The following is a 25,383-nucleotide window of genomic DNA, read 5'->3' as shown; positions in this document are numbered from 1 at the left end:
GTAAAAAGATAATGTTACTAGTATATGTAGCAAAAATTCTAATTTGTACTCCTCTATAAGGCACTTTAAAGAGGCATAAGGTAATTGTACAGTTACTAGTGAGTAATTAATGCATATACAATAGGTAACTGTACAGTTACTAGGTGGTAATTGATTAATGAATGATTGGTTGGTTAAAAAGTTATGGGGTAATTGTGTAGTTACTACTTGAGGTTAATATGGAAAAGTATGACCTAAAGTATGACCTACAAAGTAAAGTATCTTAATAAGATGGTGTCAGAGGGGGGACTCGAACCCCCGACCCCCGGCTTATGAGACCAGTGCTCTAACCAGCTGAGCTACCCTGACATCCGTTTGTAGGACGGAATTATAACCATGCAAAGCTTTATATAATCTTTATTGATTTAAATAAAAGACTACTATTTATCAAACATTTACCTATAATTAGATATTATCTCGATTATAATAATAAATGAAGGATATAAATGAACTTTCAACCCTTAGGAAAAAGAGTTTTAGTAAAAAGAGTAGAAGAAGCAACTACAACTGCTTCAGGAATAATCATACCAGATAGTGCAACAGAAAAGCCTTCTCAAGCAGAAGTTGTAGCAGTTAGCAAAGAAGTTAGTGAGATAAAAAATGGTGACATTGTTTTATTTGGCAAGTATTCAGGTAATGAAGTAACTTTAAAAAATGAAAAATATTTAGTAATAGATACAGATGATATTTTTGGCATTATTGGCTAAAAGACACTAGTGTCTTGGGCTTTCTGCCGAAGATTGCTATGCCCTTTGGGTGAAACTTAGTGTTAGCGTAAGTAGAGGAATCGAGGTGCCCCTTGTGGGTATACTTCCGATACTGTTATAAATAAATGAAGGGTTACCTTCATTTTATGAAATAAAATTAAGGAATATATTTATGGCAAAAGAAATAATATTTTCAGATGATGCAAGAAATTCACTTGCTCGTGGTGTTGCAAAACTTACAGATGCAGTAAAAGTAACTATGGGACCAAGAGGTCGTAATGTTTTGATTCAAAAAAGTTATGGCGCTCCTATAATCACTAAAGATGGTGTTTCAGTAGCAAGAGAGATAGAACTTAAAGATAAGTTGGAAGATATGGGTGCTCAACTTGTAAAAGAAGTAGCATCTAACACTGCTGATGAAGCCGGAGATGGAACAACAACAGCAACTATTTTAGCAAATGCTATATTTAGTGAAGGACTTAGAAACATAACTGCTGGAGCAAACCCTGTTGAAGTAAAACGAGGAATGGATAAAGCTTGTACTGCTATTTTAGAAAATCTAAAAGCATCTTCAAGAACAGTTAGCGGTAAAAAAGATATAGCCCAAGTAGCTACTATTTCTGCAAATTCTGATCATGATATTGGTAATATGATTGCTGACGCGATGGAAAAAGTTGGTCAAGATGGTGTTATTACTGTTGAAGAAGCTAAGGGTATTTCTGATGAGCTTGATGTTGTTGAAGGTATGCAGTTTGACCGTGGTTACTTAAGCCCATACTTCATTACAAACACTGAAAAAATGACAGCTGAGATAGAAAATCCTTGGATTTTACTAGCAGATAGCAAAATTTCTTCACTTAAAGATTTACTTCCAGTTTTAGAACAAGTTCAAAAAACTTCTCGTCCACTTCTAATCATCGCTGAAGATGTAGAAGGCGAAGCACTCTCAACTTTAGTTGTAAATAAACTTCGTGGTGTATTAAATATCTCTGCTGTTAAAGCTCCAGGTTTTGGCGATAGAAGAAAAGCTATGCTTCAAGATATAGCAACACTTACAGCGGGAACTGTTATCTCTGAAGAAACAGGGCATACTATTGAAGGTGCTGACATAGCACTTCTTGGTCAAGCTGCTCGTGTTGTAATCGACAAAGACAATACTGTTATAGTAGATGGAGCAGGGACACAAGACGCTGTTAAAGCTAGAATATCTGAAATCAAAACTCAACTAGAAGCAACAACAAGTGAGTATGACAAAGAAAAACTTCAAGAGCGTTTAGCAAAACTTTCAGGTGGTGTGGCAGTTATTAAAGTTGGTGCTGCAACTGAAACTGAAATGAAAGAGAAAAAAGACAGAGTTGATGATGCCCTTAGTGCAACAAAAGCTGCTGTTGAAGAAGGTATTATTATTGGTGGTGGAGCGGCACTTGTTCACGCTGCGTCAAAAGTTTCATTGAGTCTTGAAGGTGACCAACTCATAGGATGTGAAATCATTCTTCGCGCTGTAAAAGCACCAATCAAACAAATAGCTGAAAATGCTGGTTATGACACAGGTGTTGTTGTTAATGCAGTTGATAATGCTAAAGACAAAAACACAGGTTTTAATGCTGCTACTGGTGAGTATGTTGATATGTTTAAAGAAGGAATCATAGACCCACTAAAAGTTGCTCGTGTAGCACTTTTAAACGCAACATCAGTTTCATCTTTACTTCTTACAACAGAAGCTGCAATATTTGAAATACCAGAAAATAACCCAGCCCCAGACATGGGTGGTGGAATGCCTCCACAAATGGGTGGAATGCCTGGCATGGGAATGTAATCCAGTTAAACACTTTGGACATCCTACCTTATGGGTGTCCAATCCTAAAGAATCTTTAAGTACTTCATCAAAACTTCTAATAATATTTTACCTATAAGCTCTAATTTGATAAAATACCATTCTTATAAAAGTTTCAAAGTCAAAAGGTTTAAAAATAATGAATGAGAGCAAAAATTTTTTAAGTACAATAGTTGAAGAGGACTTAAAGTCTGGTAAGTATAAAGAGATTGTCACAAGATTTCCTCCAGAGCCTAATGGATTCCCCCATATTGGACATGCTAAGTCTATTTTTATAAATTTTGGTATTGCTAGTGATTATAATGGTCACTGTAACCTTAGAATGGATGATACTAATCCAACTAAAGAAGACACAAAATATGTTGAGGCTCTTTCAAGTGCTGTAGAGTGGCTTGGATTTGACTGGGGTGCTAATGTATATTTTACTTCTGATTACTTCCATAAACTATATGATTACGCTGTACAACTTATTAAAATGGATAAAGCATATGTTGATTCACTTAATGAAGAAGAGATTCGCGAATATCGTGGTACTGTTACAGACTCAGGAAAACGCAGTAAATATGCCATGCGTAGTGTTGAGGAAAATTTAGACCTTTTTGAGAGAATGAAAAAGGGTGAATTTAAAGATGGTGAACATGTACTAAGAGCTAAGATTGATATGAGTGCTGCTAATATGAAAATGAGAGATCCTCTTTTATATCGCATACGACACGCACATCATTTTAGAGCAGGGAATGAGTGGTCTATTTATCCAATGTATGACTTTGCTCATTGCTTATCTGATTATATTGAAGGTATTTCTCACTCTATTTGTACACTAGAGTTTGAAAATAACCGTGATATATATAATTGGGTACTTGATACTCTTGGGCTTGAGTTGCCACGCCCTTATCAGCATGAGTTTGCACGATTGAATATTAACTATACGGTTATGAGTAAAAGAAAACTTTTAGAACTAGTAAAAGGTGGACAAGTTAGTGGCTGGGATGACCCTCGTTTACCTACAATTGCTGGATATAGAAGAAGAGGTTATACTCCTGAGTCTATTTTAAACTTTTGCAATCAAATAGGTATAGCAAAAGCAAACTCAATGGTTGATGTTGCACAACTTGAATTTTGTATAAGAGATGATTTAAATAAAAAAGTACCACGCGTGATGTGTGTGCTAGACCCACTAAAAGTAACTATCGAAAATTATGAGGGTAGTGAAGAGATTGAAGCTCCATATTATCCGCATGATGTACCAAAAGAGGGTACAAGAGCGATACCTTTTTCTCGTGAGATTTATATTGAACGCGATGATTTTAATGAGAACCCTCCAAAAGATTATTTTCGTCTTACTCCTACGCAGTCTGTACGACTTAGACACGGATTTATCATCTCTTGTAAGGAAGTGATTAAAGATGATAATGGAAATATTATAGAGATAAAAGTAGAGTATTATCCTGACTCTAAAAGTGGTTCAGACACTAGTGGTATCAAAGTAAAAAGTGCTATTCAATGGGTAGATGCAAAGACTTCTAAAACAGTAGAGGTAAGACTTTATGACAGACTGTATTCTTGTGAAGCTCCTGAAGGTATTGAAGATTTAAATCCAGATTCTTTACAAGTTATAAAAAATGCTCTTGTTGAACCTGCTGTGATAATTGAAAAACCAGATGAGAGATTTCAGTTTGAAAGACAGGGTTATTTTTATGCAGATCCTATTGATTACACTGATGAAAAACCTGTATTTAATAAAATTGTATCTCTTAAAGATTCTTGGGCTAAAAAGACAAAAGTGACAAAACCTGCATCTAAGCCTCAAGATAAAAAAGTACAAGTAGTTGGTGAAGAAGTAGCTATGAGTGAAGAGCAGAAAATATTATTTGATAAGTACACTAACGAACTTGGACTAAATAGTGAAGTATCTAATATTTTAGCTCGTGATGAAGAACTTTCTTCGTATTATGAAATCACTCTATCTATTCTTAACAGCCCTATAAGTCTAGCTAATATTGTGACAAATGAGGTAGCTAGAGAGCTAAAGGAGATTCTTACATATCAGTTAATGTTTAGTCCTAAACAGATAGCCGACCTTGTTAAAATGATTGATGATGGAATTATTTCAAATAAAATCGCAAAACAAGTATTTGAAGAGATGGTCGAAAGTGGAAAAAATCCAAGCGTAATAGTTGAAGATAAAGGACTTGTTCAGATAAGTGACCCCTCTAAAATCTTGCCTATTATTGATGAAGTAATTAAAAATAATCCAGAAAATGTGGCTAAGTTTAAAGCAGGAAACACTAAACTTTTAGGATTTTTTGTCGGACAAGTCCTAAAAAGTACTGGTGGAAAAGCGAACCCAAAAATTGTGAATGAACTTGTTGCACAGAAGTTAAAATTTAATTAGTTTATAATATATTTTTGATTGTTTAAAAAGTGTATGGCTCCGGATGCTGGATTCGAACCAGCGACCAAGTGATTAACAGTCACCTACTCTACCGCTGAGCTAATCCGGAACATATAAAAAGTATTTTCGATAAATGGCTCCGGATGCTGGATTCGAACCAGCGACCAAGTGATTAACAGTCACCTACTCTACCGCTGAGCTAATCCGGATTATTTATTGAGCCGAAATTATACTTTAGAGGAGCGTAAAAGTCAAGGTTTTTGGGTTACTTTTGGAGTTTTCTTTTAAGATTTGTATCTGGCACTAAAAACTCTAAATTCCCAACTACTTTTTTTAGTATTTTTGAGCTTTTTATAAGTAGATTTAGTCGTTTTTTACTTGAGTCATCAAAGAGTAAGTTTATATCGTCCATCGTAAGAGGTCTTTTATCTAAAGTATTGAGTATTTCTTCATTACTGTACTCACTGTTATTAGGTTGGGCATGAACTCTAGAAGCTATATGTATAGGAATGGAGCTATCAAATAGTAAAGAAGCCTCATGTAGTTCTTTGTAGCTTATACCCACAACAGGATAAGCAGGAGGTCTATCTATTGTCCCCAAGTCAACTCTAGATGCATCGATATCCAATAAAACATCATTTAGTTTTTGTATCTCTTCTTTTGTATCGTTTAATCCATGTACAAAAAGTATCTCAATAAAAAGCTTACCAGTAAATACTTTACTAAACTCTTGCACTTTTTGTATAACATCTTTTATATCTATTTTTGCATGAGGTCTATCTATTTTTTTAAAAATATCATCACTTATGGCATCTAAAGATAGTTTTACTTGGTCGAGTTTTAAAAGTGTTGTAAAAACTTTATCATTTACTAGCGTTGCACTATTTGTAAGTATGAGTGTTTGAGTTTTATTTTTTATAGCATCTATTGCATCTATCAGTTCATCTAGGTTTGGGTATAGAGTTGGTTCACCATTGGCTGTAAGAGTTATAACATCTATTTTAGCGTCTAGATGTTGTTTTAAATCATTTATGATTTGTGAAACTAAAACTGTATGACTTTGAGCATCTACCGTAGCCGTTGGTGCAAGTTCACAGTAAAGACAGTCAAAATTACATTGCTTAAGGGCAGGGGAGAGGTCTATACCCAAAGAAGAACCAAATCTTCTTGAGTTTATAGGACCGAAAATTGTATTCATTTATTTCTTACTAACTCTTTGGCACTCTTTAACAAAGTGGATTGCGTTTTCTACTGGAACATCTGGAAGGATTCCATGTCCAAGGTTAAAGATATGTCTTGAAGTACCCATGATATCTTGAATATCTTGCACACTTTGTGTAGTCATCTCTTTTGAGTATAGTCTGCATGGTTCCATATTTCCCTGAAGAACATATTTGCTTCCAAGTTTTTCTTTTGCTAATTCCATTGGAGTTGACCAATCCACACCAAATACATCAAAATTCCCATATACTTTATCTAAAAATGAAGGGATGCCTTTTGGAAACATGATAACAGGAATATGAGGATATTTTTCTTTTAAATACTCTGCTATTTCTACCATATATTTCCAAGAAAATTCATCATATTTTGAAGGTTCTATCGCTGCTGCCCACGAGTCAAAAATCTGAACAACATCTATACCAGCTTGGATTTGTTTTTCCATATAAAGCTTTACAACCTCAGTTACTTTCGCAAGTATCTTATGTAAAAGTTTAGGGTTTGAGTACATCATTTTTTTACAAACATTGTAAGTTTTTGTACCTTCACCTTCTATCATATATGTTGCTAAAGTCCAAGGTGCACCAGTAAAACCTATGAGTGCTATCTCGCCACCGCGTTTATCTAAATCTTGTTTGATAAGTTTAATAGTATCAAAAACATAAGTAAGTTTACTAGCCGCTTCATCTCCACCGATAAGTCTGTCAATATCAGCTTCAGTTTTGATAGGGTCGCTAAATTTTGGACCTTCACCTTTTACAAAACTCAAATCCATCCCCATCTCATCAGGAATAACAAGAATATCGCTAAATAATATAGCAGCATCTACACCTACAATATCTAAAGGTTGAAGTGTAACTTCACAAGCTTTTTTAGGATTATGACATAGGTTTAAAAAGTTTCCAGCCTCAGCTCTTACAGCCATATACTCTGGTAAATAACGACCTGCTTGCCTCATCATCCAAACTGGAGTATATGGAGTTTCTTTGCCTAAACAGGCATCTACAAATATTTTATTCATTATTTCTTACCTACTTTTCCTAAAAAATATAAACCAACTGCTATGGCAGTTATAGATAGCGCGAAGTATAGCATATCTAGTGGATTATTATATTGCGTATGACCGACTTTTTGAAAAAAGCCAACAACTAAAACCATCACAATTACTTTGGATATCTTGTCTTTTAGTTGGTCTAGTGAGTGAATAGCTAAGATTTTATTTTCTTGACCATCTTCACTTTTTGCTGCATCTATTTCAGATATAAACAGTTCATAAAGTCCAAAAGAAAACAGAAGCATCACAACACCGATGAGATACAAATCAACTGCCCCAATTATCCCACCAACAACATCTTCATGAAAGTTTTCTGGGTGAGCATGTGTTATATAAGTATTTAATACAAATTTTGCCGTTTCATATATATCAAATGAAGCAACTATAAAAAGGATAACTGCTCCTAGTAGTCCAAAAACAACAGCAGTTATAACCATAAACCTTGATGCCCAGAGGGTACTCTCGAATATTTTTTCCATACTGGTTATTTTTCGCCTTCCATTTCTACCCATTTTTGAGCGATTCTTACAGCATTTGTAGCTGCTCCTACTCTTAGGTTATCTGCAACTATGAACATATGAAGCATATTTTTTCTATATGGGTCATTTCTAATACGACCTACAAAAGTTTCATTCATTTCCTGACAAGTTGCAGGCATAGGGTAAAGACTCTCAGCAGGATTATCAAGTATAACAATGTTTGGAGCTTTTGCTAAAACTTCTCTTGCTTCATTAGCATCTATATCTGAGCCAAAAGTAAGTGTTAAAGATTCAGCATGACCACGAAGTGTTGGAACACGAACACAAGTTGCACTTACTTCTATATCTTTATGCATTATTTTACTTGTTTCATTAATCATTTTCATCTCTTCTTTTGTATAACCATTTTCCATAAATACATCAATTTGAGGGATAACATTTAGAGCTATTTGATGAGGAAATGCTTTGTGTTCAGAATCTTCTAGTTTAAACTCAAAGAGGTCTTTCATCTGAGTTAATAACTCTTCCATTGCAGGTTTTCCACCACCAGAAGTTGCTTGATAAGTACTAGCATCTACTCTTATCAAGTCATAAGCTTCATCTAATGGTTTTAATACTTGAACCATCTGTATAGTTGAACAGTTTGGATTTGAAATGATACCAGCTTCTCTCCATAAAGCAATATCTTGTGGATTAACTTCAGGAACTACTAGAGGAACATTTTTATCCATTCTAAAGTGTGAAGTATTGTCAATAACAACTGTCCCAGCTTTAACTGCCGCAGGAGCATAAGCTGCTGTTACACTTCCACCAGCACTAAAAAGTGCTATATCAATATTTTCATCAGCAAAAATTTCGTTTGTTAGTTCTTTTATAACTATGTCTTTACCATGAAATGAAACTTTATTTCCAGCACTTCTTTTACTAGCAAGAGGGATTAAGTTGCTTAATGGAAAATCTATTTCTTCTAAAACTCTTAAAATTTCTTCACCAACTGCACCGTTGGCACCTACTACTGCTAAATTATATTTTTTTGACATATTTTTTCCTTATTGTATTTTGTTTTGTAAAAAAAGTTCTTCAACTGTTATCTCTTGGTTTTCACTTAAAATGACAGCTCTCTCAACTACCGAGATTAACTCTCGAATATTTCCTGGCCAGCTGTATGATAAGAGTTGTTCTTTTGCTTCATCACTAAAAGTTTTTAAATCAAAACCATACTTTTTACAGTTAATCTCACTCATCGCATTTGCAATTTGTAAGATTTCATCTTTTCTATCTTTTAGAGGAGGAATGACTAGTGGGATTGTATTTAAACGATAATACAAATCTTCTCTAAACTCTCCATTTTTAATCTTCTCTAAAATATTTGCATTTGTTGCAGATACAACTCTTATATCTATTTTTATATTTTTAGATGAACCTAATCTTCGTATTTCTTTTTCTTGTAAAGCACGAAGAAGTTTTGCTTGAACCCCATAAGGCATCTCTGCTATTTCATCTAAAAAAAGTGTTCCACCATTAGCAAGTTCAAACTGTCCTGCTTTTGCTTCACTTGCGTCTGTAAAAGCACCTTTTTCAAAACCAAAAAGTTCACTCTCGATGAGATTCTCAGGAATAGCTGCCATGTTAATTGCTATAAATGGTTTTTTAGCTCTTGGTGAATTTTTATGGATGTAAGAAGCAAAAACTTCTTTTCCTACTCCACTTTGACCTAAAAGAAGTATGCTAGCGTCCGTTTTACATGCTTTGTCTGCAATATTTATGACTTTAGTAAGTGCTTCTGATGTTCCTAAAAATCTATCTGTTTTTTTAGAGTTTTTAACAACAGATTTTTGTACTTTTTGTACTTTATCTTCTCTTCTTATTGCAGATATTAAATCATCAACATCAAAAGGTTTTAGTAAAAAGTCTTTAACTCCAAGTTGGATAGATTCTATTGCACGAGTAAGTGTTGCATTTCCTGTCATTATGATGACTTCAAACTTTCCATCTAACTCTTTTACAAACTCTATACCATCCATTTTTGGCATATTTATATCTGTAATTATCAAATCGAAAGAATCATCAAGTTTTTTTAATGCATCTATGGGATTTTTAAATGTTAGGATTTCAAACTCTTTGTAGTCGCTCATAGCTATTTCAAGAGATTTTCTCATGTTAATATCATCTTCAACTATTGCAATTTTCACGACTCTTTTTTCCTTATTTTAAAGGTGCAATTTTAGCAGAATTTTCATTAAAATCGACTTTGAAGCAAGTTGTTTTTAAAGTGAGTATTGTTGTAGATTTATTTTGTGCATTTTGAGTTACTTCATTGTGTTGGACATGAAGACCAAGTTTGTGTATAAAATTTAAAAAAGCTTCAGAGTTTTTTTCTATGGTGAGTTTAATGTTATCATCTCCAAAACTTGAAATTACAAGGCTTTTGTGAGAGTTACCAGAACATTTTTTCATAGCGGGAGATATAGATAGTGTTTCATTATAAAGAGTAGCGTCTTTTACCATATAGCGGTAAGAGATAAGAAACTCTTTAGCATCTAGAGCTAAAGAGTTAAGTAATATTAGTGAGCAAATTGCGCGTGTGATAGAACGATTTCCATCTCTACTTCGCATAAACCATCTTTAAAAGTTGTTTCAACAACATTTGCATTTCTAACCATTGCTTTTACAGAAGTACGAACAGTTGATCTTTTAACCATCATATTTTTGATTAAGTCTTGACCATCAATACGAACGCCCTTAACTTTTTCAGCTATTAGTCTATAAGCATCTGCAGTTGCAGCGCGCTTAGCAAGTGCATAAGCTTGAGCTGGAGAAGAAGTATTCATCGGTGCAACACCTTGTCCCGTTACGCTGATTCTAACATCAGAAGCTTCACTTAAAGTTTGTTCTGATTCTTCTTTAGCTGTTTTTGCATTTTCTTTAACTTGTTCTAATTTTGTTTCTAAAGAAGCAAGCTTATCTTCAACATCACTAACCTTTGTGTCGATGCCAGTTACTTTTGTATTCATTCCTGAAACTTTAGTATCTATATCCACTAACTGAACATCAATAGAGTCCATTCTATCATAGCTCTCAATAGTTTTTGCTGGAGCAGCTACTAACGAGGAAGCACTAATAAGTGCTATTAGAAGTAGAGTGTATTTCATAGTCAATCCCTTATTGTTTATATTTAAGCTAAAAGCAAATACTATGCCAAATCAAGTGAAGTTGATGGATTTTCATCCTCTTCATCTTCCTTAGGCTGTTTAGGACAACGAGAAACACTTGCAACATCATCACCTTTTACTATATATACACCAGAAGTATTTCTACTTGATTTAGAGATAGTTTGCATATCTACTCGTATCATTTTTCCAGCTTTTGTAAGAGCCATCATATCCATACCTTCATCTACCATTAGACAACCAACGATATTTTTACCAGTTTTAGCAGTCATTTTCATAGCTATAACACCAGAACCACCACGGTTAGTTAAGCGATACTCACCAGCATCTGTTCTTTTTCCGATACCTTTCTCTGCAATGATTAAAATCTCTTGTTCATCATTTTCTATGATGTTAGCATCTATAACTACATCGTTGTCATGTTTAAACTTGATACCTCTAACACCACGAGTGCTACGACCTTGCTCTCTTGTTTTTTCTATCTCAAACTTGATACATTGAGCTAGTTTTGTAACGATAAACAGGTATTTAACATTTTGATTTGCTATTTTTGCTGTAATTAGAGTGTCATTATCATCAAGAACGATTGCTCTTACTCCGTTACTTCTTATGTTTGAAAATTCACTTAGATTTGTTCTTTTTACAACTCCTCTTTGAGTGAAAAATACAAGACCTTTATCTTCACTAAAATCTGTAGTTGGTATAACAGAACATATTTTTTCATCTGCTACTAGATTTATAAGATTTACAACTGCTTTTCCTTTTGCGATTCTGCTTCCTTCAGGAATACGGTAAACTTTTAACCAGTGAAGTTGACCACGGTCTGTAACAAAAAGTAGAGTATCGTGAGTGTTACAAGTAAAGAAGTTTTCTATAAAGTCATCTTCATAAGTTGTAACAGCAGTTTTACCTTTACCGCCTCGTTTTTGTTTTTCGTAAGATGCTAGAGGTACGCGTTTGATGTAACCTCTATGTGTAATAGTAACAACCATTGGCTCATTTGGGATAAGGTCTTCTATATCTATATCATCATAATCATCTTCTATATCAGTTCTTCTTTCATTACCACCATAAGTTGCGAGAACTTCATCAAACTCTTCATTTATGATACCATGAAGAATCTCTTCACTTTTTAAGATAGATTCTAGATACTCTATAAGTTTTACTAACTCAGCTAATTCTTCTTCGATTTTTTTGATTTGTAGACCAGTTAAACGACCTAATCTCATTGCAACAATGCTAGATGCTTGAATCTCAGAAAAATCATACTCAGTCACAAGATTATTTTTAGCATCTTCTTCATCTTCTGACCCACGAATAGTTTTAATAATTTTGTCTATAATATCTATCGCTTTTTTCAGACCTTCTAAGATATGTGCTCTTGATTTTGCTTTTTCTAAATCAAAAATAGTACGACGGATTATGATTGTTTTACGGTGATTAATAAAGTGTTTTAAGATTTCTATGATTCCAAAGATTCTAGGTTCTTGATTTAATATAGAAAGCATGATGATACCAAATGTCGTTTGCATACTTGTTTGTTTAAAAAGATTGTTAAGAACTATTTCACTCATAGTATCTTTTTTTAGTTCTATAACGACTCTCATTCCATCTCTGTCTGATTCGTCACGAACTTCAGAAACACCATCTATCATCTTGTCTTTTACTAGGTTTGCAATATTTTCAATAAGACGAGCTTTATTTACTTGGTAAGGAAGTTCATCTATTACGATTACTTCTCTTTTACCTTTTTGCTCTATGTGAGTTTTAGCACGAACTTTTATGCGACCACGACCGCATTCATAAGCATCCATGATTCCTTTTTTACCAAAGATGATACCACCGGTTGGAAAGTCAGGTGCTTTTATATGCTCCATAATTTCAACTAAAGATATATCTGGATTTGTTAAAAGTGCTTTTAAGCCATTCATAATTTCTCTAGGATTATGTGGAGGAATATTTGTAGCCATACCAACGGCAATTCCTGATGAACCATTTATAAGTAAGTTTGGAACACGAGTAGGCATAACTTCTGGCTCTTGTGTAGTACCATCGTAGTTATCTGTCATGTTTACAGTGTTTTTCTCTAAATCTTTTAGAAGTTCACCAGCATACTTTGTCATTCGTGCTTCTGTATATCTCATAGCAGCTGCACTATCTCCATCAACAGAACCAAAGTTTCCTTGACCGTCAACAAGTTGCATACGCATAGAAAAATCTTGAGCCATACGAACAAGAGCATCATAAACAGAGTTGTCCCCATGTGGATGGTACTGACCAATAACATCACCAACTATACGAGCTGATTTTTTGAATTTTGCACCATGAGAAAGACTTAGTTTGTCCATCGCATATAAAATTCTTCTGTGAACTGGTTTAAGTCCATCACGAACATCTGGTAGGGCACGACCCACGATTACACTCATAGAATAATCAAGATAACTATTTTGAAGAGTTTCTTCTATATTTATAGTTTGAATGTCGTCATTGTTTAGCAAATCACTCATTAATACACCTAGTAAATTAATTTTGCTGATAATATCTTAATATCGTTGAGTGTTACCTTAATTTGGGCTAGGTTTTGTAAGTAAGTATCCACCTATGATAATAGGCAAGATGCCGATAATTTGTTGCATCTGAGGTACTTCATTTAGATAAATATATGCAAAAAAGAGAGTCATCATAGGAACAAGCCCCATCATCGCTGAAACTTTAGTTATAGAGATTCTATGTAGTGCTTCAATCCACATAATTTTAGAAACTACATAGATTACAATTCCTATAAAAAGTAAGTAGGGAAGTGCTAAAATGAAGTTTTCATAACTTATACTTGGCTCAAAATAAATAGCTAGAAAAGCTATAAAGGGAAGACCAATTACTGTTCTAAAACCTAAAATAGTTTCAGCGGAACAAAATTTTCTAGCTCTTTTTTGGTAAAAATTTGCAAATGGAGCAATCATAGCACCAACTAAGATGAGTAAGTCACCTTTATTAAAACTAAGTTCATCAGGAAGAAGGATAACTAAAGCACCTACTAGATGCAAGGAATTCATCTTTTCTTTGCCTAAAATATTGAAGTACAGATAAGAAAACAGAAGTTGTAAAAAAATTAAGACAGCCATGTTCCCAGCGCTTGTGTATTGCATACCTATAAAAACAAAGGTAAAGAGTAGAGTTATAAAAAGAGTCGTAAGAAGTAAATCTATTTCTTTTATAAATAATAAGAATAAAAAAAACTAAAGCTATAAGAAGAGAATACATATATGTATGTAATGCACCAATATATTTCATAGCAGAAATAGATAGAATAGGAAACCAACTCTCTAAAATAGCAAGTCCTATCATAAATAATTCGCCTTGTCTTTCTTTGTTCATCAGTATTCTCAATTTAGTTTTTTCAAAATTATAGCCAAAACAAAACTGATTAAAAATTAATCAGTTTATTGATTATATAGTGGTAAATAATTTGTATAATTTTATCAGTTAAATTATTAAGGATAAATGATGAAGAGATATTTACTTGCTTTATTTGCGTTACCTACATTGGTATTTGCAGAAGATTCGTTAAACAGTGGTGATACCGCTTGGATGTTAGTGGCTACGGCATTTGTAATGTTGATGACTCCCGCGGGACTTGCACTTTTTTATGGTGGTCTTACAAGAAGTAAAAATGTACTTAATACTATTGGTATGAGTTTAGGTGCTTACGCTGTTGGTACTTTAGTATGGGTTTTAGTTGGTTACTCAATCGCGTTTGGTGATGGTGACTTAATAGGAACAGGGAAAGTTATGTTGTCAGGGATTACTTCTGGTACTTTAAGTGGAACTATTCCAGAGTTACTTTTTGTTGCATTTCAAGGAACATTTGCTGCAATAGCTGTTGCAATCGCTAGTGGTTCTATGATTGAGAGAGTTAAATTCTCAACTTATATGGTATTTGCAGCTTTATGGATAGTAGCTGTTTATGCACCTATAACACACTGGGCTTGGGGTGGTGGTGAGACACTTAACTTTGGAGAGATGGACTTTGCCGGTGGTACAGTTGTTCACTTAAATGCTGGTGTTGCTGGTTTTGTTGTAGCTATGATACTTGGAAGAAGAAAAGATTATGGAAAAGTTGCTATTAAACCTTTCTCTCCTATCTTAGTTGTTCTTGGTGCTGCTTTACTATGGTTCGGTTGGTTCGGTTTTAATGCTGGGTCTGAAGTTGCTGCTGATGGTGTTGCTGCATCTGCATTTCTTGTAACTAATGTTGCTGCTTCACTTGGTGTGATTGGTTGGATACTTGTAGAGTGGTTAGTGTATAAGAAAGCTACTTTAGTTGGTGGTGCTTCGGGTGCTGTTGCTGGATTAGTTGCTATTACTCCTGCATCTGGTTCTGCTGGTGTTGAAGGTGCTATTATTATTGGTCTAGTTGGTGGTGCCCTTGGTTTTTATGGTGTTTCTAAACTAAAAACAATCTTTAAAGTTGATGATTCTTTAGATGCATTTTGGATTCATGGTCTTGTTGGTATCTGGGGTTCAATCGCAACTGCAATATTTATAGCTGATTATGCAATGGCAGAGGATTATAATATGATAACTCAATTAGGAGCTCAGTTTTCTGCGATTGGTTTAACTATTGTTTATTCAGGTATAGTTACGGCAATCGTATTTTACATAGCTTCAGCACTTACAGGTGGTGGAAGAGTTGATGAAGAAACAGAATCGCGTGGACTTGATGAAACAGTTCATGGTGAAAAGGCACTTAATCTATAAAAGTTGATTTTAGCCACAAATGTGGCTAAAATGTTAAAATTAAATTTGGAGAAATATTATGAAAAAAGTAGAAGCAATAATAAAACCGTTTAAACTAGAAGATGTTAAAGATGCATTAGCAGAAATCGGAATAGAAGGAATGACTGTTAGTGAAGTTAAAGGTTATGGTCGTCAAAAAGGGCATAGTGAACTTTATCGTGGTGCTGAGTATGTCGTAGACTTTTTACCAAAAATAAAAATGGACATTGTTGTAAATGATGAGATGGTTGATAGTGTAACAAGCACAATCGTTGAAGCTGCTAGAACTGGTAAGATAGGTGATGGTAAGATATTTGTTAGTGATATTGAGAAAATTATTCGTATAAGAACAGGTGAAACTGATAACGAGGCTGTTTAAGTAGCAGGTTAAATGAGCAAACGCTCAACTGCTTAAATTTTAAGCAGTTTATAAAAATATTGCACTTTTTTTAAGCTACAATGCCCCTTTAATACAAAAAAAGGGGTTCCCTCCATGCTAGAAGCTGATTTTAAATACATCATCGACACTTTTTTCGCACTATTTTCAATGGTGCTTATAATCTTCATGGTACCAGGTTTTGCTATGCTAGAAGCAGGACTTGTTCGTACCAAAAATGTCACTTCTGTTTTAACTATAAATGTTATGATTTATACTGTCGCATCAATATCTTTTTTACTTATCGGTTATACGCTTGCTTTTGGTTCTTGGGAAAATGATAGCATGAGCATCTGGGCTGCATTTATGTTTCAAATGGCCTTTGTTGGTAAAACTATAAATATAATGAGTGGTGGTGTTAGTGAGAGAGTTCGTATCTTTCCTTTAGCTTTGTTTGCCGTTATTATGGGTGCTTTTATCTACCCAACAGTTGTGAATATTAGCTGGGGTGCAGATATGATAGCAGGAACTTTGTTTGATTTAGATATGTATGATTTAGCAGGTTCTACTGTTATCCATTCTACTGGTGGGTGGGCACTTTTGGCATCTATCCTCATTATGGGTTCTCGTAAAGGTCGTTATTCAAACGGCAAGATTAGAGTTATTCCAGCTTCAAATATCCCTCTTGTTGTTCTAGGTGCTTTTTTACTTTGGATAGGTTGGTTTGGTTTTAATGGCGGAAGTGTTGGTTCAATCTCAAGTGTTGAAAATGCCAACTTAGTTGCTAAAACCATTATGAATACTAACACAGCGGGTTTAGCAGGTGCTTTAATTGCTGGAATATTAATGTATGTTAGATATAAACTTTTTGATATTACGATGATTTTAAATGGTGCTCTAGGTGGCTTAGTTGCAGTTACTGCTGGACCTGATTTATATGATATGTATACTCCTATCTTAATAGGTTTAGTTGGTGGTACCTTAGTTGTTTTTGCTGTTCCTATCTTTGATAAGTTAAAATTAGATGATCCAGTTGGTGCTTTATCTGTGCATCTTGTAAATGGAATTTGGGGAACACTTGCAGTTGGTATTTTTGTAGATAGTGTTTCTTTTATGGCTCAACTTAAAGGTGTGGTAGTTGTTGCAGTTTTTGTTTTTAGTGTTTCTTTTACAGTTTTATATCTTATCAATAAAGTTTCTAAGTTTAGAGCAGATGATGATGCTCAACAAGAGGGAATGGATGTTAATGAGTGTGGTGTGGAAGCATATCCAGAATTTAGAAGGGCAATATAATATTTTTTAGGATTTTAACATTTATGTAACATATAATTTGTTATTATCCTGCTTATGATTAGGCACAGCAGTTCATTTTTCTTATCGATTATCTTTCATATTATCTTGCTTGTGTCTGCTTTTTTTATTTGGAAGAGTATTCCATCTGTTAAAAAAATTGAGTGCAATGATAAGATTTGCATTAAACTTTGTGATGTAGTAAGTCAAAAACAAATCATAAAACCACCTTCAAAACCAAAGCCAAAACAAATACCAAAAGCTAAAAAAATAACAAAACCTAAACTTGATCCAATTCCTGTACAAAAAGTTATCAAAGAAGAGTTTATAAAAGAGCCTGAAGTTGTTGAGGAAAAAGAAGAAGTTTTACAAACTATGGAAGTGATTATAGCAAAGAGTGTTGCAGTAGAAAATACAATGACTAAACAAAAAAAAGTTGAAGATGATTATTTGCAAAAACATATAGCACACATACAAAGACTTTTGCAAGAAAACCTATACTATCCAAGAAGAGCAAGAGAAAGAGGAATAGTTGGAGAAGTGAGAATCGAGTTTACACTATCTACAGATGCTAAAGCACACTCCATTAGAGTAATCTCATCAAATAGCGAAATCCTTAGTAGAGCAGCTGTAAAAACTATTGAAGATTTATCTGGTGAATTTCCAAAACCAAAAGAAGAGCTTACTATTACTGTTCCTATGACTTACTCATTGATAATAAATTAAAATATACTAATTTATAAGTCACCAATTACATTAAGTTGCAAAACTGAATGAATATTCATTTTCTTGTAAAAAATCATTAAAATCATTAGATATTTTCGTTATACTGCCTTTTATATATAGTAAAAATATTTATTTAAAAGGTAAAATATGAAAATAATTGCATTGTTAATATTATCTAGTATAGTAATATTTGCTAGTATTTACACAAAAGCAGATAGAATTAAAGATATGCAAATTATGGAAAAAGCAATGTCAACAATATCTACTGGAATTTTATATAATAATATTGATATAGTTAAAGATGGTGCAATGTTACTTTCAGATACGATTAGAAAAGTTAAACCACCCATTGAAGTAGAAGTGGAAAAAGACCCAATGGCTAGATATATAAATAATAGGGTAATTTTTAGTAATAAAATAGTTAGGAATATAGACAGAAAAGTAAAAACTATTTTAGAAAGATTTAGGGATGGTGACTCAAGAGCAGCTTCTCAAGCTCATGCAAAAATAATGAAACAATGTATTCAGTGTCATTATGAAGTTCTAGACTGGTAGTTAAATTTCAGAATCTATATCAGCCCTTATAGTTTTTTTTCTTTTTTTATAGATGATATAAACTAAAGCAATTAAAAGCAATACTCCTAAAGCTATTTCTAACATATAGTTACTTTTATCTTCTTCAAGTATTGTCTTTTTAATGATTTTTTTCTTGATAACTACTACTTCTTCTTCTCGCTTTGGACTTTCTAAAATTACTTTGGCTATTTCAACTTCTTTTTCTTTATAAGTTTCAACTTCAATAGGTAAAGGTTTTTCTTCAAACATGGAAGTTTTAAGCGGATAATCTAAAACATAAGCATCATCGTAGTATCTCTCAAGACATTTTAATATTCTGAGTAATTGTACATAATTATCGATTGGTGAAATAGCAACTACATGATATTTACCTATGGTGTTGAATTCTGCTTGTAAAGAGTTTATGTTTATAAGTTTTTTTAATTTTGTGTCATTAGAGATATATTTTTCAAGTTTTTTTAAATCATTTAAAGCATTGTTAAGATTTAAGAAACTCCCAACTATAATTTGTTTTTGTGCTGAAAATAATAAGGTTGAAAATAGGATCGTTAATAGTAAATGTTTTATGGTTATTCCTTAAAATAATAATGTTTTGATTATATCATAGATGAAATTATTTTAAGTAGTGGTGACCCCGAGGAGAATTGAACTCCTGTAACATGGATGAAAACCATGGATCCTAACCGCTAGACGACGGGGCCACTCTTGTTGTAAAATGTAATGGTGTCCTGTGATGGATTCGAACCATCGGCCACATCATTAAAAGTGACGTGCTCTACCAGCTGAGCTAACAAGACATAAACTCAAACATTTCTGTTTGTGAGCCGAAATTATAGACAAATTGCTTTTTGTTGTCAAGATATTTCATGCTAAATTAGAAGATATTTCAAAATTTGTTGCGATTTGGTATAAAAATGGTTTTTTAGATAAAATATCTATAATGAATTATTATAGTTTTGAATATCCTTATCTTATATTTTTACTTATTCCAATAATATATTGCCTTTATAGATGCAAAGAGTATATGAAGCCAATATATTTTGTGCATTTACAGTTTTTATCTGCAAAAAAGAACTTTTTAAAACTAGAGTGGATTGTAAAAATTCTTATATTTATTCTGCTTTGTATCTCTTTAGCATCTCCTATCATTGTAGATAAATTAAATCCTTACAATAGAGATGGAAAAGATATAGTTTTAGCCATAGATGCAAGTGGCTCAATGAACTCTTCTGGTTTTGACTTTGAAGATGAATTTAGTGAAGGTAAAAGATTATCAAGGTTTGAAATAACAAAAATTATAGCAACTGAGTTTATACAAAAAAGAGTTAGTGATAATGTTGGTGTGGTTTTGTATGGAGATTTTGCTTTTATAGCTTCACCGATTACTTATGAAAAAGAGATAGTGAGTAAAATGATTGCCTATTTGACCCAAGGTATGGCAGGACAAAATACTGCTATTGGTGAAGCGATTGTTATGAGTGTTAGAGCTTTTAAACACTCTAGTGCTAAAACAAAAATCATCATACTTTTAAGTGATGGCGAACATAACAGCGGAAGTGTCTCTCCCAAAGATGCCATAAAACTAGCAACTGATAAGAAGATTAAAGTATATACGATTGCGATGGGCAACAAGGGTGAAGCTGACGCAGCACTTTTAGAACATATAGCAAAGCAAAGTAATGGAGAGTTTTTTAGTGCTACCTCTGCAAAAGAGTTGAGAAGAGTTTACAGTGAGATAGATAAACTAGAATCATCAAAGATAAAAAGTAGAGAGTATCTTCTTAAAGATTATTTCTATCAAATATTTTTACTTTTAGCATCTGGACTACTTCTTTTTCTTTTATATAGGGAAGTGCGAAAATGACTTTTCTAAATCCTGAGTATTTTTGGCTTTTTTTATTTTTAATAGCTGGTTTTATAAAAAAAGATTTTAAAGAGTTACGCATAACTTCTTTTGGTTATATACTTACTTTAGTTTTTATCATATTAGCTTTAACTCGCCCTGTTATTGAGCAAGAACCTATACAAAGTGAGCAAATTTTAAGTGATGTTGTTATAGCGGTGGATTTATCATACTCCATGCAAGCAAGAGATATAAAACCTACAAGGTTACACAAAGCAAAAGAGATTTTAAACACTTTGGTTAAAGTACAATACAAGAGTAGGTTTGGTGTTCTTGGCTTCACTACAAATGCCATAATTTTATCACCAATGACACAAGACTCAGAACTTTTAAAGCATCTGTTTAATTCTCTTGATGATAAACTAATCATAACAAAAGGTAGTTCTATCATAGAAGCTTTAAAGTTATCTACAAAGATGTCGGAGTCTAAGCATCTAAGCCTTGTTATTTTAAGTGATGGTACAGATGCTACAAGCTTTGAAGATGAAGTTAGATTTGTAAAAGAGAACTTCATGGTAGTAAACATTTTTATGTTAGCTACAAAACAAGGTAGCACTTTAAGTCTTGCAAATGGAGAACTTTTAAAAGATGAAAATTCTGATATTGTAGTTAGTAGAGAAAATACAAATATAAAAGTATTAAGTAGTGCGACGGGTGGAGTTTACACAAAAGATTTGGGCGAATTATTGGATGCTTTAAATGAACAAAAAACACAAGATGAAAAATCAAAAACTATAATTATTAAAAATTTTGAATTATTTTACTATTTGATAGTTTTAGCGATTATTACATTTTTACTAAGTGTTACCAGTCTAAAAAAATACTTATTAGCTTTTTTTCTTCTTTTTGGAGTGAGTCTAGATGCTAATGTTTTAGATATGTTTAAAGATAAAAATATCTTAGAGTTTAAGCAAGCGAGTAGTTATTATAAAGAAGGTAAGTATGAAAAAGCGTTTGAGTCTTATAAAACTGTAAAGTCTTCAGATGCGGAGTTTAAGTCAATAGTTTATTATAATACAGCAAATTCTTTAGTTCGTTTGAAAAAGTTTAAAGAGGCAAGAGAGGCTTATAAAAAATCGCTTACTCTTTTTTACTCAAAAGAGGCGTATGAAAACTTACTTTATATCATAGATGTAAAAGAACAAAAGCAGATGAATACAGGGCAACAAAAAAGTTCTAAAAAATCTTCTATTGCTAAAAAAAAGAAGTCAAATAAAAAAACAAAAGAGGGTGGTAGCTCAAACATGAAAGTAAGTGCGAGTGCAAATAGTGGCGCAAATGATAAGGGTAAGAAAACTTCAACAGAGGTAAATATAAATTTAAATGCATCTAAAGCAAAACTAAGCTCAAAGCAGTATGAGTTAATAAATAAAAGGGGAGTTGATGAAAAACAACCTTGGTAAAGTATTTTTAATAATATTAATATTTTTCAACATAAATCTCGCAGCATCTACATATAAGTGGAGTGCTGAGGTAAATAAAAGTGAAGTTATGACAAATGAGGCTATTTACTTAAAGTATGTTTGCATGTTTAGTGATAAAAGTGAGCTTTATACGATTGATTTTAATCCTGTTGGAGATTATGAGAACTATACTATTGAACTTTTGGCAGAACAAGAGAAGATAGTTGATGGTAAAAGAGTAAATAGTTTTGAATATATAGCTTATGCAAAGCATGCTGGTAAGTTAACATTTGATTTTGATATAGTTATGAAAAAAACAACACAAGAGTCCATAGATGCTACTATTGGTGGAAGAGATAATGATAGAGATAAAGAATCATTTACAAACAAATATTTAAAACAAAAAAGTTTAGTCGTAGATGTGAAAGATAGTGGTTGCATCTTGGTAGGAGAATTTACTTTAAAGGTGAAAAAGACCAACTTATATCTTAAATCTTACGAGCCTTATCATCTTGAAATAATTATAGAAGGTATTGGAAATTTTGAAGCGTTAAAACCTATAAACTTTAAGATAGAAGATGTAAAAATATTTTCACAAAAAGTTATAAAAAATCTGAAACTAACAAAAGAGGGTTTTAAAGGAAGTTGGAGTCAAAAGCTTGCTTTTGTAAGTGATGAGAGTTTTGTTATTCCTCACTTTAGTATACCTTACTATGATTTAAAAGAAAAAAAGATAAAAAGTTTGACAAATAAAGAGATAAAAGTAGAAGTACAAAGAGCATATATAAAAGAAAAGCTATTAGATAAAAAAGAAGAAGACTTTATCTTTGATTTTGATTTTATATATTATGGTTTAACATTTATAGCAGGTTTTATTTTAGCAAAGATAAGTTTAAAAAAAAAGAATAAAAAAGAGATAAAAGAAAACTCTTTTGAAGCCAAAATTCAAAATTCAAAATCATTGCAAGAGTTGATGATACTTTTAGCCTTAGAAAATTCCAAAAAATATACCAGATTGATTTTAGATATAGAAAACAAAAAAATAACAAATTTGAATAAATGCAAGAAAATAGCACTAAATTAATATAAAGTTAAATATTTTTTAACTAAAATTGATGATTATTTTTAAGGGGATAAAAATGAAACAAATAATTTCTTTGATTATTTTATCAATGATAATTTTCATCTTTACAGGTTGTGTCGGTGGTGGTGCTAAAATAGTTATACCATCATATACTGCACCAAAAGAAGCAGCAAAATTATCTAAGATTCAAACAAAAGATGAGTTTATATCTGATGGAGCATATTTAGCTGTATGGTTAAATCCTATGGTAAAAGGTGCTGCAGAGGCTAATTTAAAGCTACAAGACATGCTTATATACAATGTTAAGCAAAGACTTACTGAAACTAACTTTGTAACACTAGACCCAATGGGGAGCAACAGTGATGTAGCTTTGGGCATGAAAATACTAAGTTACGAGTACAAGCCAAATGGCAATAAAGTATCTCTTTTTTTAGAAGTAAGTTTTACGCTTTCTCGTGGTAGTGATGAGTTTTTAGTTAAAACTTATCGTGCTAGAAAAAATCGTCAATCTCGTGATGCAAGTAAGTTGCCAAGTGAAAACGAGCTAGCTTCTTCGGCTGTTAGTAAAGTAGTAAAATATTTTATCTCAGATATATCACCACTAAAGACAAATCAACTTCGTGAGTTTAAATCTTTACCACAAGAGATAACACATGTTATAACTTATGCAAAAAGAAAGAACTACAAAGGTGCTATAAAAATTATGGAGAAATATAAAGGTAAAAAAGACATGAATTACTTTTATGATTTAGCTATTTTGTATGAAGCAGAGGCTAGTAATACTGAAGATATGAAACTTTTAAATAGAGCTGCTGATTATTATGAAAAAGCTTTAAGTCTAGGTGGAATTAATGATGAGATAGTTGTAAGTGCAAGTGCAAGATTTGATAGTTTTTACAATCTTTTAAACAAAACAAAAGAACAAGACAAATCAAATCAAGAACTTAGAAATGATAGAAACTCTATGACGGGAAGTAGTGATAGTGAATATAAATGATATTAAGGGAAATGAGTGAGAAATATAAAAAAATTAGTTATTAATGCTGTTGTAGTTAGTTTAACAGCTTTAGTAATGACAGGCTGTAGCTCAATGATGGAAGGACTTCAGTCACAGATGGAAGTCCCAACTTTAGAAAATCAAGCAAATCGTGTTGCTATTGGTATGACAATAGTTCGTGAAAACAATATAATGGCATTTAAAATGCCAATTTCAGCAGATGCTCAGTGGCCTGCCTTAGTTGCGTCAGATATAAATGAAACACAAGATAAGTTTATAATTGATTTTTTGATGGATGGTCCATATTTTTCAACTGTTCATTATAGTGATGCTATTCAAAGACGGATGTTAGGAAGCAGTTCTAGTATGAGTATGTTTGGGAATTATGCTAATCTTGCTTCATCAATTTTAAATCAAAAAGTAAAACCTTTAACAAAAAGAGCAATACAAAAAATCATTATTTTTTATGGTGAAGATGAAGAAAACTGGCCAAATATATTTAACTTTGACAGTACACTTGATAACTTTTTAGAGTTTAAAGATGGAAATATTAAAGATATAGAGGCAGTAACTGGTGATGTATATGAAACTCTTGGTGAAGCAGTTATTTCACTAACTCCTGTAAACCTACAAAAAGACTTAAGCGTTGCTAGAGGTGAAATGTTAGATGAGTATGTTGAAGTTGCATCTATAAAATCTGAAAAAGGTTATTTTCAAACTAAACTTAAAGCTGACGAAGCAAGAACACAAGAACAAAAAGATGAAGATAATGACTATACTCCATTAACTACTCAAGAAAAACTTGATATAGAAAAAGAAATTATTTTAGTAGAAACAAGAATAAAGGCGGCTGAATCTGTTGCAGATGAAAAAGAAGCTATTTATTTTGAACTTCTTGATGAAGCAGTTGTAGCGTTAGAGAGTGATATAAATATAGATGATGAAAACTATGTAAAACTTGCAAAAAATGTAAATATCGTTTCAAATGAGATTCAAACTGGTGCGATACAAGCATATACTTCTTTTTCGTTAGCATCTGCAAATATTATATCTGGTGATATTGTTTTTAAGTTTCCAAGAGAGTTAGAAAGTTTAGCTATTGCTAAAGCTAATGTACCAATTTATTTACAAGCAAATTATGATGAAAGATTGCTACGGTTAGTTAAAAATGCTGTATACTTGCTACCAAATATATTAATCGGTACTTACTATGCTAATAAGCAGTCAAGCTTAGCTGGGAAGTATGAGAGCGTAACTAATATAATTTTACTGGCTCATCAGGCTAAAGTAGAACAAGAACTTGCGGCTAAAGAAGCGGCTGAGGAAGCTGAAGAAGAGCAGAAGTCAGATAAATAA

Annotated in this window: 23 protein-coding genes and 5 tRNA genes; 13 read left to right on the top strand and 15 right to left on the bottom strand. The window is 32.7% G+C overall.

The window, feature by feature from the left end; translation table 11 throughout:
- Positions 1 to 271: 271 nt before the first annotated feature.
- Positions 272 to 348: transfer RNA gene (locus MOV50_RS02245), tRNA-Met, on the bottom strand.
- A 137-nt stretch (positions 349 to 485) separates the two neighbouring features.
- On the opposite strand from MOV50_RS02245, the gene groES reads away from it, so the two are divergent.
- From groES to MOV50_RS02230, 3 genes are all read left to right on the top strand, one after another.
- Positions 486 to 746 (top strand): co-chaperone GroES, encoded by a 261-nt coding sequence (gene groES, locus MOV50_RS02240; RefSeq protein ID WP_321778807.1) that lies wholly within the window; start codon positions 486 to 488, stop codon positions 744 to 746.
- 172 nt (positions 747 to 918) lie between these two features.
- Entirely contained in the window at positions 919 to 2,562 is a 1,644-nt protein-coding gene (gene groL, locus MOV50_RS02235) for a chaperonin GroEL (protein ID WP_321778806.1), read from the top strand.
- Positions 2,563 to 2,719: 157 nt separating this feature from the next.
- Entirely contained in the window at positions 2,720 to 4,975 is a 2,256-nt protein-coding gene (locus MOV50_RS02230; protein ID WP_321778805.1) for a glutamine--tRNA ligase/YqeY domain fusion protein, read from the top strand.
- 34 nt (positions 4,976 to 5,009) lie between these two features.
- Here the strand turns inward: MOV50_RS02230 and MOV50_RS02225 are convergent.
- The 11 genes from MOV50_RS02225 to MOV50_RS02175 all read right to left on the bottom strand — a co-directional run bounded on the left by MOV50_RS02225 (position 5,010) and on the right by MOV50_RS02175 (position 14,042).
- Positions 5,010 to 5,084, bottom strand: a tRNA-Asn gene (locus MOV50_RS02225).
- Positions 5,085 to 5,109: 25 nt separating this feature from the next.
- A tRNA-Asn gene (locus MOV50_RS02220) sits at positions 5,110 to 5,184 on the bottom strand.
- A 56-nt stretch (positions 5,185 to 5,240) separates the two neighbouring features.
- Complete coding sequence (locus tag MOV50_RS02215; RefSeq protein WP_321778804.1) at positions 5,241 to 6,173, bottom strand: radical SAM protein; 933 nt, start codon at positions 6,171 to 6,173, stop codon at positions 5,241 to 5,243.
- Positions 6,174 to 7,214 carry a uroporphyrinogen decarboxylase gene (gene hemE, locus MOV50_RS02210; RefSeq protein ID WP_321778803.1) on the bottom strand — a complete coding sequence of 347 codons (1,041 nt, stop codon included), beginning with the start codon at positions 7,212 to 7,214 and terminating at the stop codon, positions 6,174 to 6,176. It lies immediately after the preceding gene.
- Complete coding sequence (locus MOV50_RS02205; RefSeq protein WP_321778802.1) at positions 7,214 to 7,726, bottom strand: YqhA family protein; 513 nt, start codon at positions 7,724 to 7,726, stop codon at positions 7,214 to 7,216. The genes hemE and MOV50_RS02205 overlap by 1 nt, the downstream gene beginning before the upstream one ends.
- A gap of 5 nt (positions 7,727 to 7,731) precedes the next feature.
- Positions 7,732 to 8,766, bottom strand: a complete 1,035-nt coding sequence (locus tag MOV50_RS02200) for an aspartate-semialdehyde dehydrogenase (protein WP_321778801.1) — start codon at positions 8,764 to 8,766, stop codon at positions 7,732 to 7,734.
- Positions 8,767 to 8,775: 9 nt separating this feature from the next.
- Entirely contained in the window at positions 8,776 to 9,918 is a 1,143-nt protein-coding gene (locus tag MOV50_RS02195) for a sigma-54 dependent transcriptional regulator (protein WP_321778800.1), read from the bottom strand.
- Between the two features lie 13 nt (positions 9,919 to 9,931).
- Positions 9,932 to 10,342, bottom strand: coding sequence for a hypothetical protein (locus tag MOV50_RS02190; protein ID WP_321778799.1), 411 nt, complete (start codon positions 10,340 to 10,342; stop codon positions 9,932 to 9,934).
- A complete protein-coding gene (locus MOV50_RS02185) occupies positions 10,291 to 10,878 on the bottom strand; it encodes an LPP20 family lipoprotein (protein ID WP_321778798.1) in 588 nt (195 codons plus the stop codon). Before MOV50_RS02185 ends, MOV50_RS02190 begins: the two co-directional genes overlap by 52 nt.
- A gap of 41 nt (positions 10,879 to 10,919) precedes the next feature.
- Positions 10,920 to 13,403, bottom strand: coding sequence for a DNA gyrase subunit A (gene gyrA, locus MOV50_RS02180; RefSeq protein WP_321778797.1), 2,484 nt, complete (start codon positions 13,401 to 13,403; stop codon positions 10,920 to 10,922).
- A gap of 57 nt (positions 13,404 to 13,460) precedes the next feature.
- Positions 13,461 to 14,042, bottom strand: a complete 582-nt coding sequence (locus MOV50_RS02175) for a DMT family transporter (RefSeq protein ID WP_321778796.1) — start codon at positions 14,040 to 14,042, stop codon at positions 13,461 to 13,463.
- Positions 14,043 to 14,400: 358 nt separating this feature from the next.
- On the opposite strand from MOV50_RS02175, the gene MOV50_RS02170 reads away from it, so the two are divergent.
- From MOV50_RS02170 to MOV50_RS02150, 5 genes are all read left to right on the top strand, one after another.
- Positions 14,401 to 15,654, top strand: a complete 1,254-nt coding sequence (locus tag MOV50_RS02170; RefSeq protein WP_321778795.1) for an ammonium transporter — start codon at positions 14,401 to 14,403, stop codon at positions 15,652 to 15,654.
- 58 nt (positions 15,655 to 15,712) lie between these two features.
- Positions 15,713 to 16,051 (top strand): P-II family nitrogen regulator, encoded by a 339-nt coding sequence (locus tag MOV50_RS02165; protein ID WP_321778794.1) that lies wholly within the window; start codon positions 15,713 to 15,715, stop codon positions 16,049 to 16,051.
- Positions 16,052 to 16,165: 114 nt separating this feature from the next.
- Positions 16,166 to 17,341, top strand: coding sequence for an ammonium transporter (locus tag MOV50_RS02160; protein ID WP_321778793.1), 1,176 nt, complete (start codon positions 16,166 to 16,168; stop codon positions 17,339 to 17,341).
- Between the two features lie 54 nt (positions 17,342 to 17,395).
- Positions 17,396 to 18,064, top strand: coding sequence for a TonB family protein (locus MOV50_RS02155; RefSeq protein ID WP_321778792.1), 669 nt, complete (start codon positions 17,396 to 17,398; stop codon positions 18,062 to 18,064).
- Positions 18,065 to 18,211: 147 nt separating this feature from the next.
- Entirely contained in the window at positions 18,212 to 18,619 is a 408-nt protein-coding gene (locus MOV50_RS02150; protein ID WP_321778791.1) for a cytochrome C, read from the top strand.
- Here MOV50_RS02150 and MOV50_RS02145 read toward each other — a convergent pair whose 3' ends face one another.
- The 3 genes from MOV50_RS02145 to MOV50_RS02135 form a co-directional block, all read right to left on the bottom strand.
- A complete protein-coding gene (locus MOV50_RS02145; protein WP_321778790.1) occupies positions 18,620 to 18,889 on the bottom strand; it encodes a hypothetical protein in 270 nt (89 codons plus the stop codon).
- Between the two features lie 377 nt (positions 18,890 to 19,266).
- Positions 19,267 to 19,341: transfer RNA gene (locus MOV50_RS02140), tRNA-Glu, on the bottom strand.
- Positions 19,342 to 19,361: 20 nt separating this feature from the next.
- Positions 19,362 to 19,437, bottom strand: a tRNA-Lys gene (locus MOV50_RS02135).
- 44 nt (positions 19,438 to 19,481) lie between these two features.
- Between MOV50_RS02135 and MOV50_RS02130 the strand changes: the two genes are divergently transcribed.
- The 5 genes from MOV50_RS02130 to MOV50_RS02110 are packed head-to-tail and all read left to right on the top strand — an operon-like array spanning position 19,482 to position 25,383.
- Positions 19,482 to 20,504 (top strand): VWA domain-containing protein, encoded by a 1,023-nt coding sequence (locus MOV50_RS02130; RefSeq protein ID WP_321778789.1) that lies wholly within the window; start codon positions 19,482 to 19,484, stop codon positions 20,502 to 20,504.
- On the top strand, positions 20,501 to 21,946 hold the full coding sequence (locus tag MOV50_RS02125; RefSeq protein ID WP_321778788.1) for a VWA domain-containing protein: 1,446 nt from the start codon (positions 20,501 to 20,503) through the stop codon (positions 21,944 to 21,946). Before MOV50_RS02130 ends, MOV50_RS02125 begins: the two co-directional genes overlap by 4 nt.
- A complete protein-coding gene (locus MOV50_RS02120) occupies positions 21,927 to 23,030 on the top strand; it encodes a hypothetical protein (protein ID WP_321778787.1) in 1,104 nt (367 codons plus the stop codon). Before MOV50_RS02125 ends, MOV50_RS02120 begins: the two co-directional genes overlap by 20 nt.
- Positions 23,031 to 23,085: 55 nt before the next feature.
- Positions 23,086 to 24,027 (top strand): hypothetical protein, encoded by a 942-nt coding sequence (locus tag MOV50_RS02115; protein WP_321778786.1) that lies wholly within the window; start codon positions 23,086 to 23,088, stop codon positions 24,025 to 24,027.
- A gap of 15 nt (positions 24,028 to 24,042) precedes the next feature.
- The gene (locus tag MOV50_RS02110) at positions 24,043 to 25,383 is read left to right on the top strand and encodes a hypothetical protein (protein WP_321778785.1); all 1,341 of its coding nucleotides are present in this window, start codon (positions 24,043 to 24,045) and stop codon (positions 25,381 to 25,383) included.

The sequence above is a fragment of the Sulfurimonas sp. genome (assembly GCF_029027585.1).
GTDB lineage: Bacteria > Campylobacterota > Campylobacteria > Campylobacterales > Sulfurimonadaceae > Sulfurimonas.
Note: the sequence above shows the minus strand (reverse complement) of the source record. Positions and strands in the feature narration are given on the sequence as shown.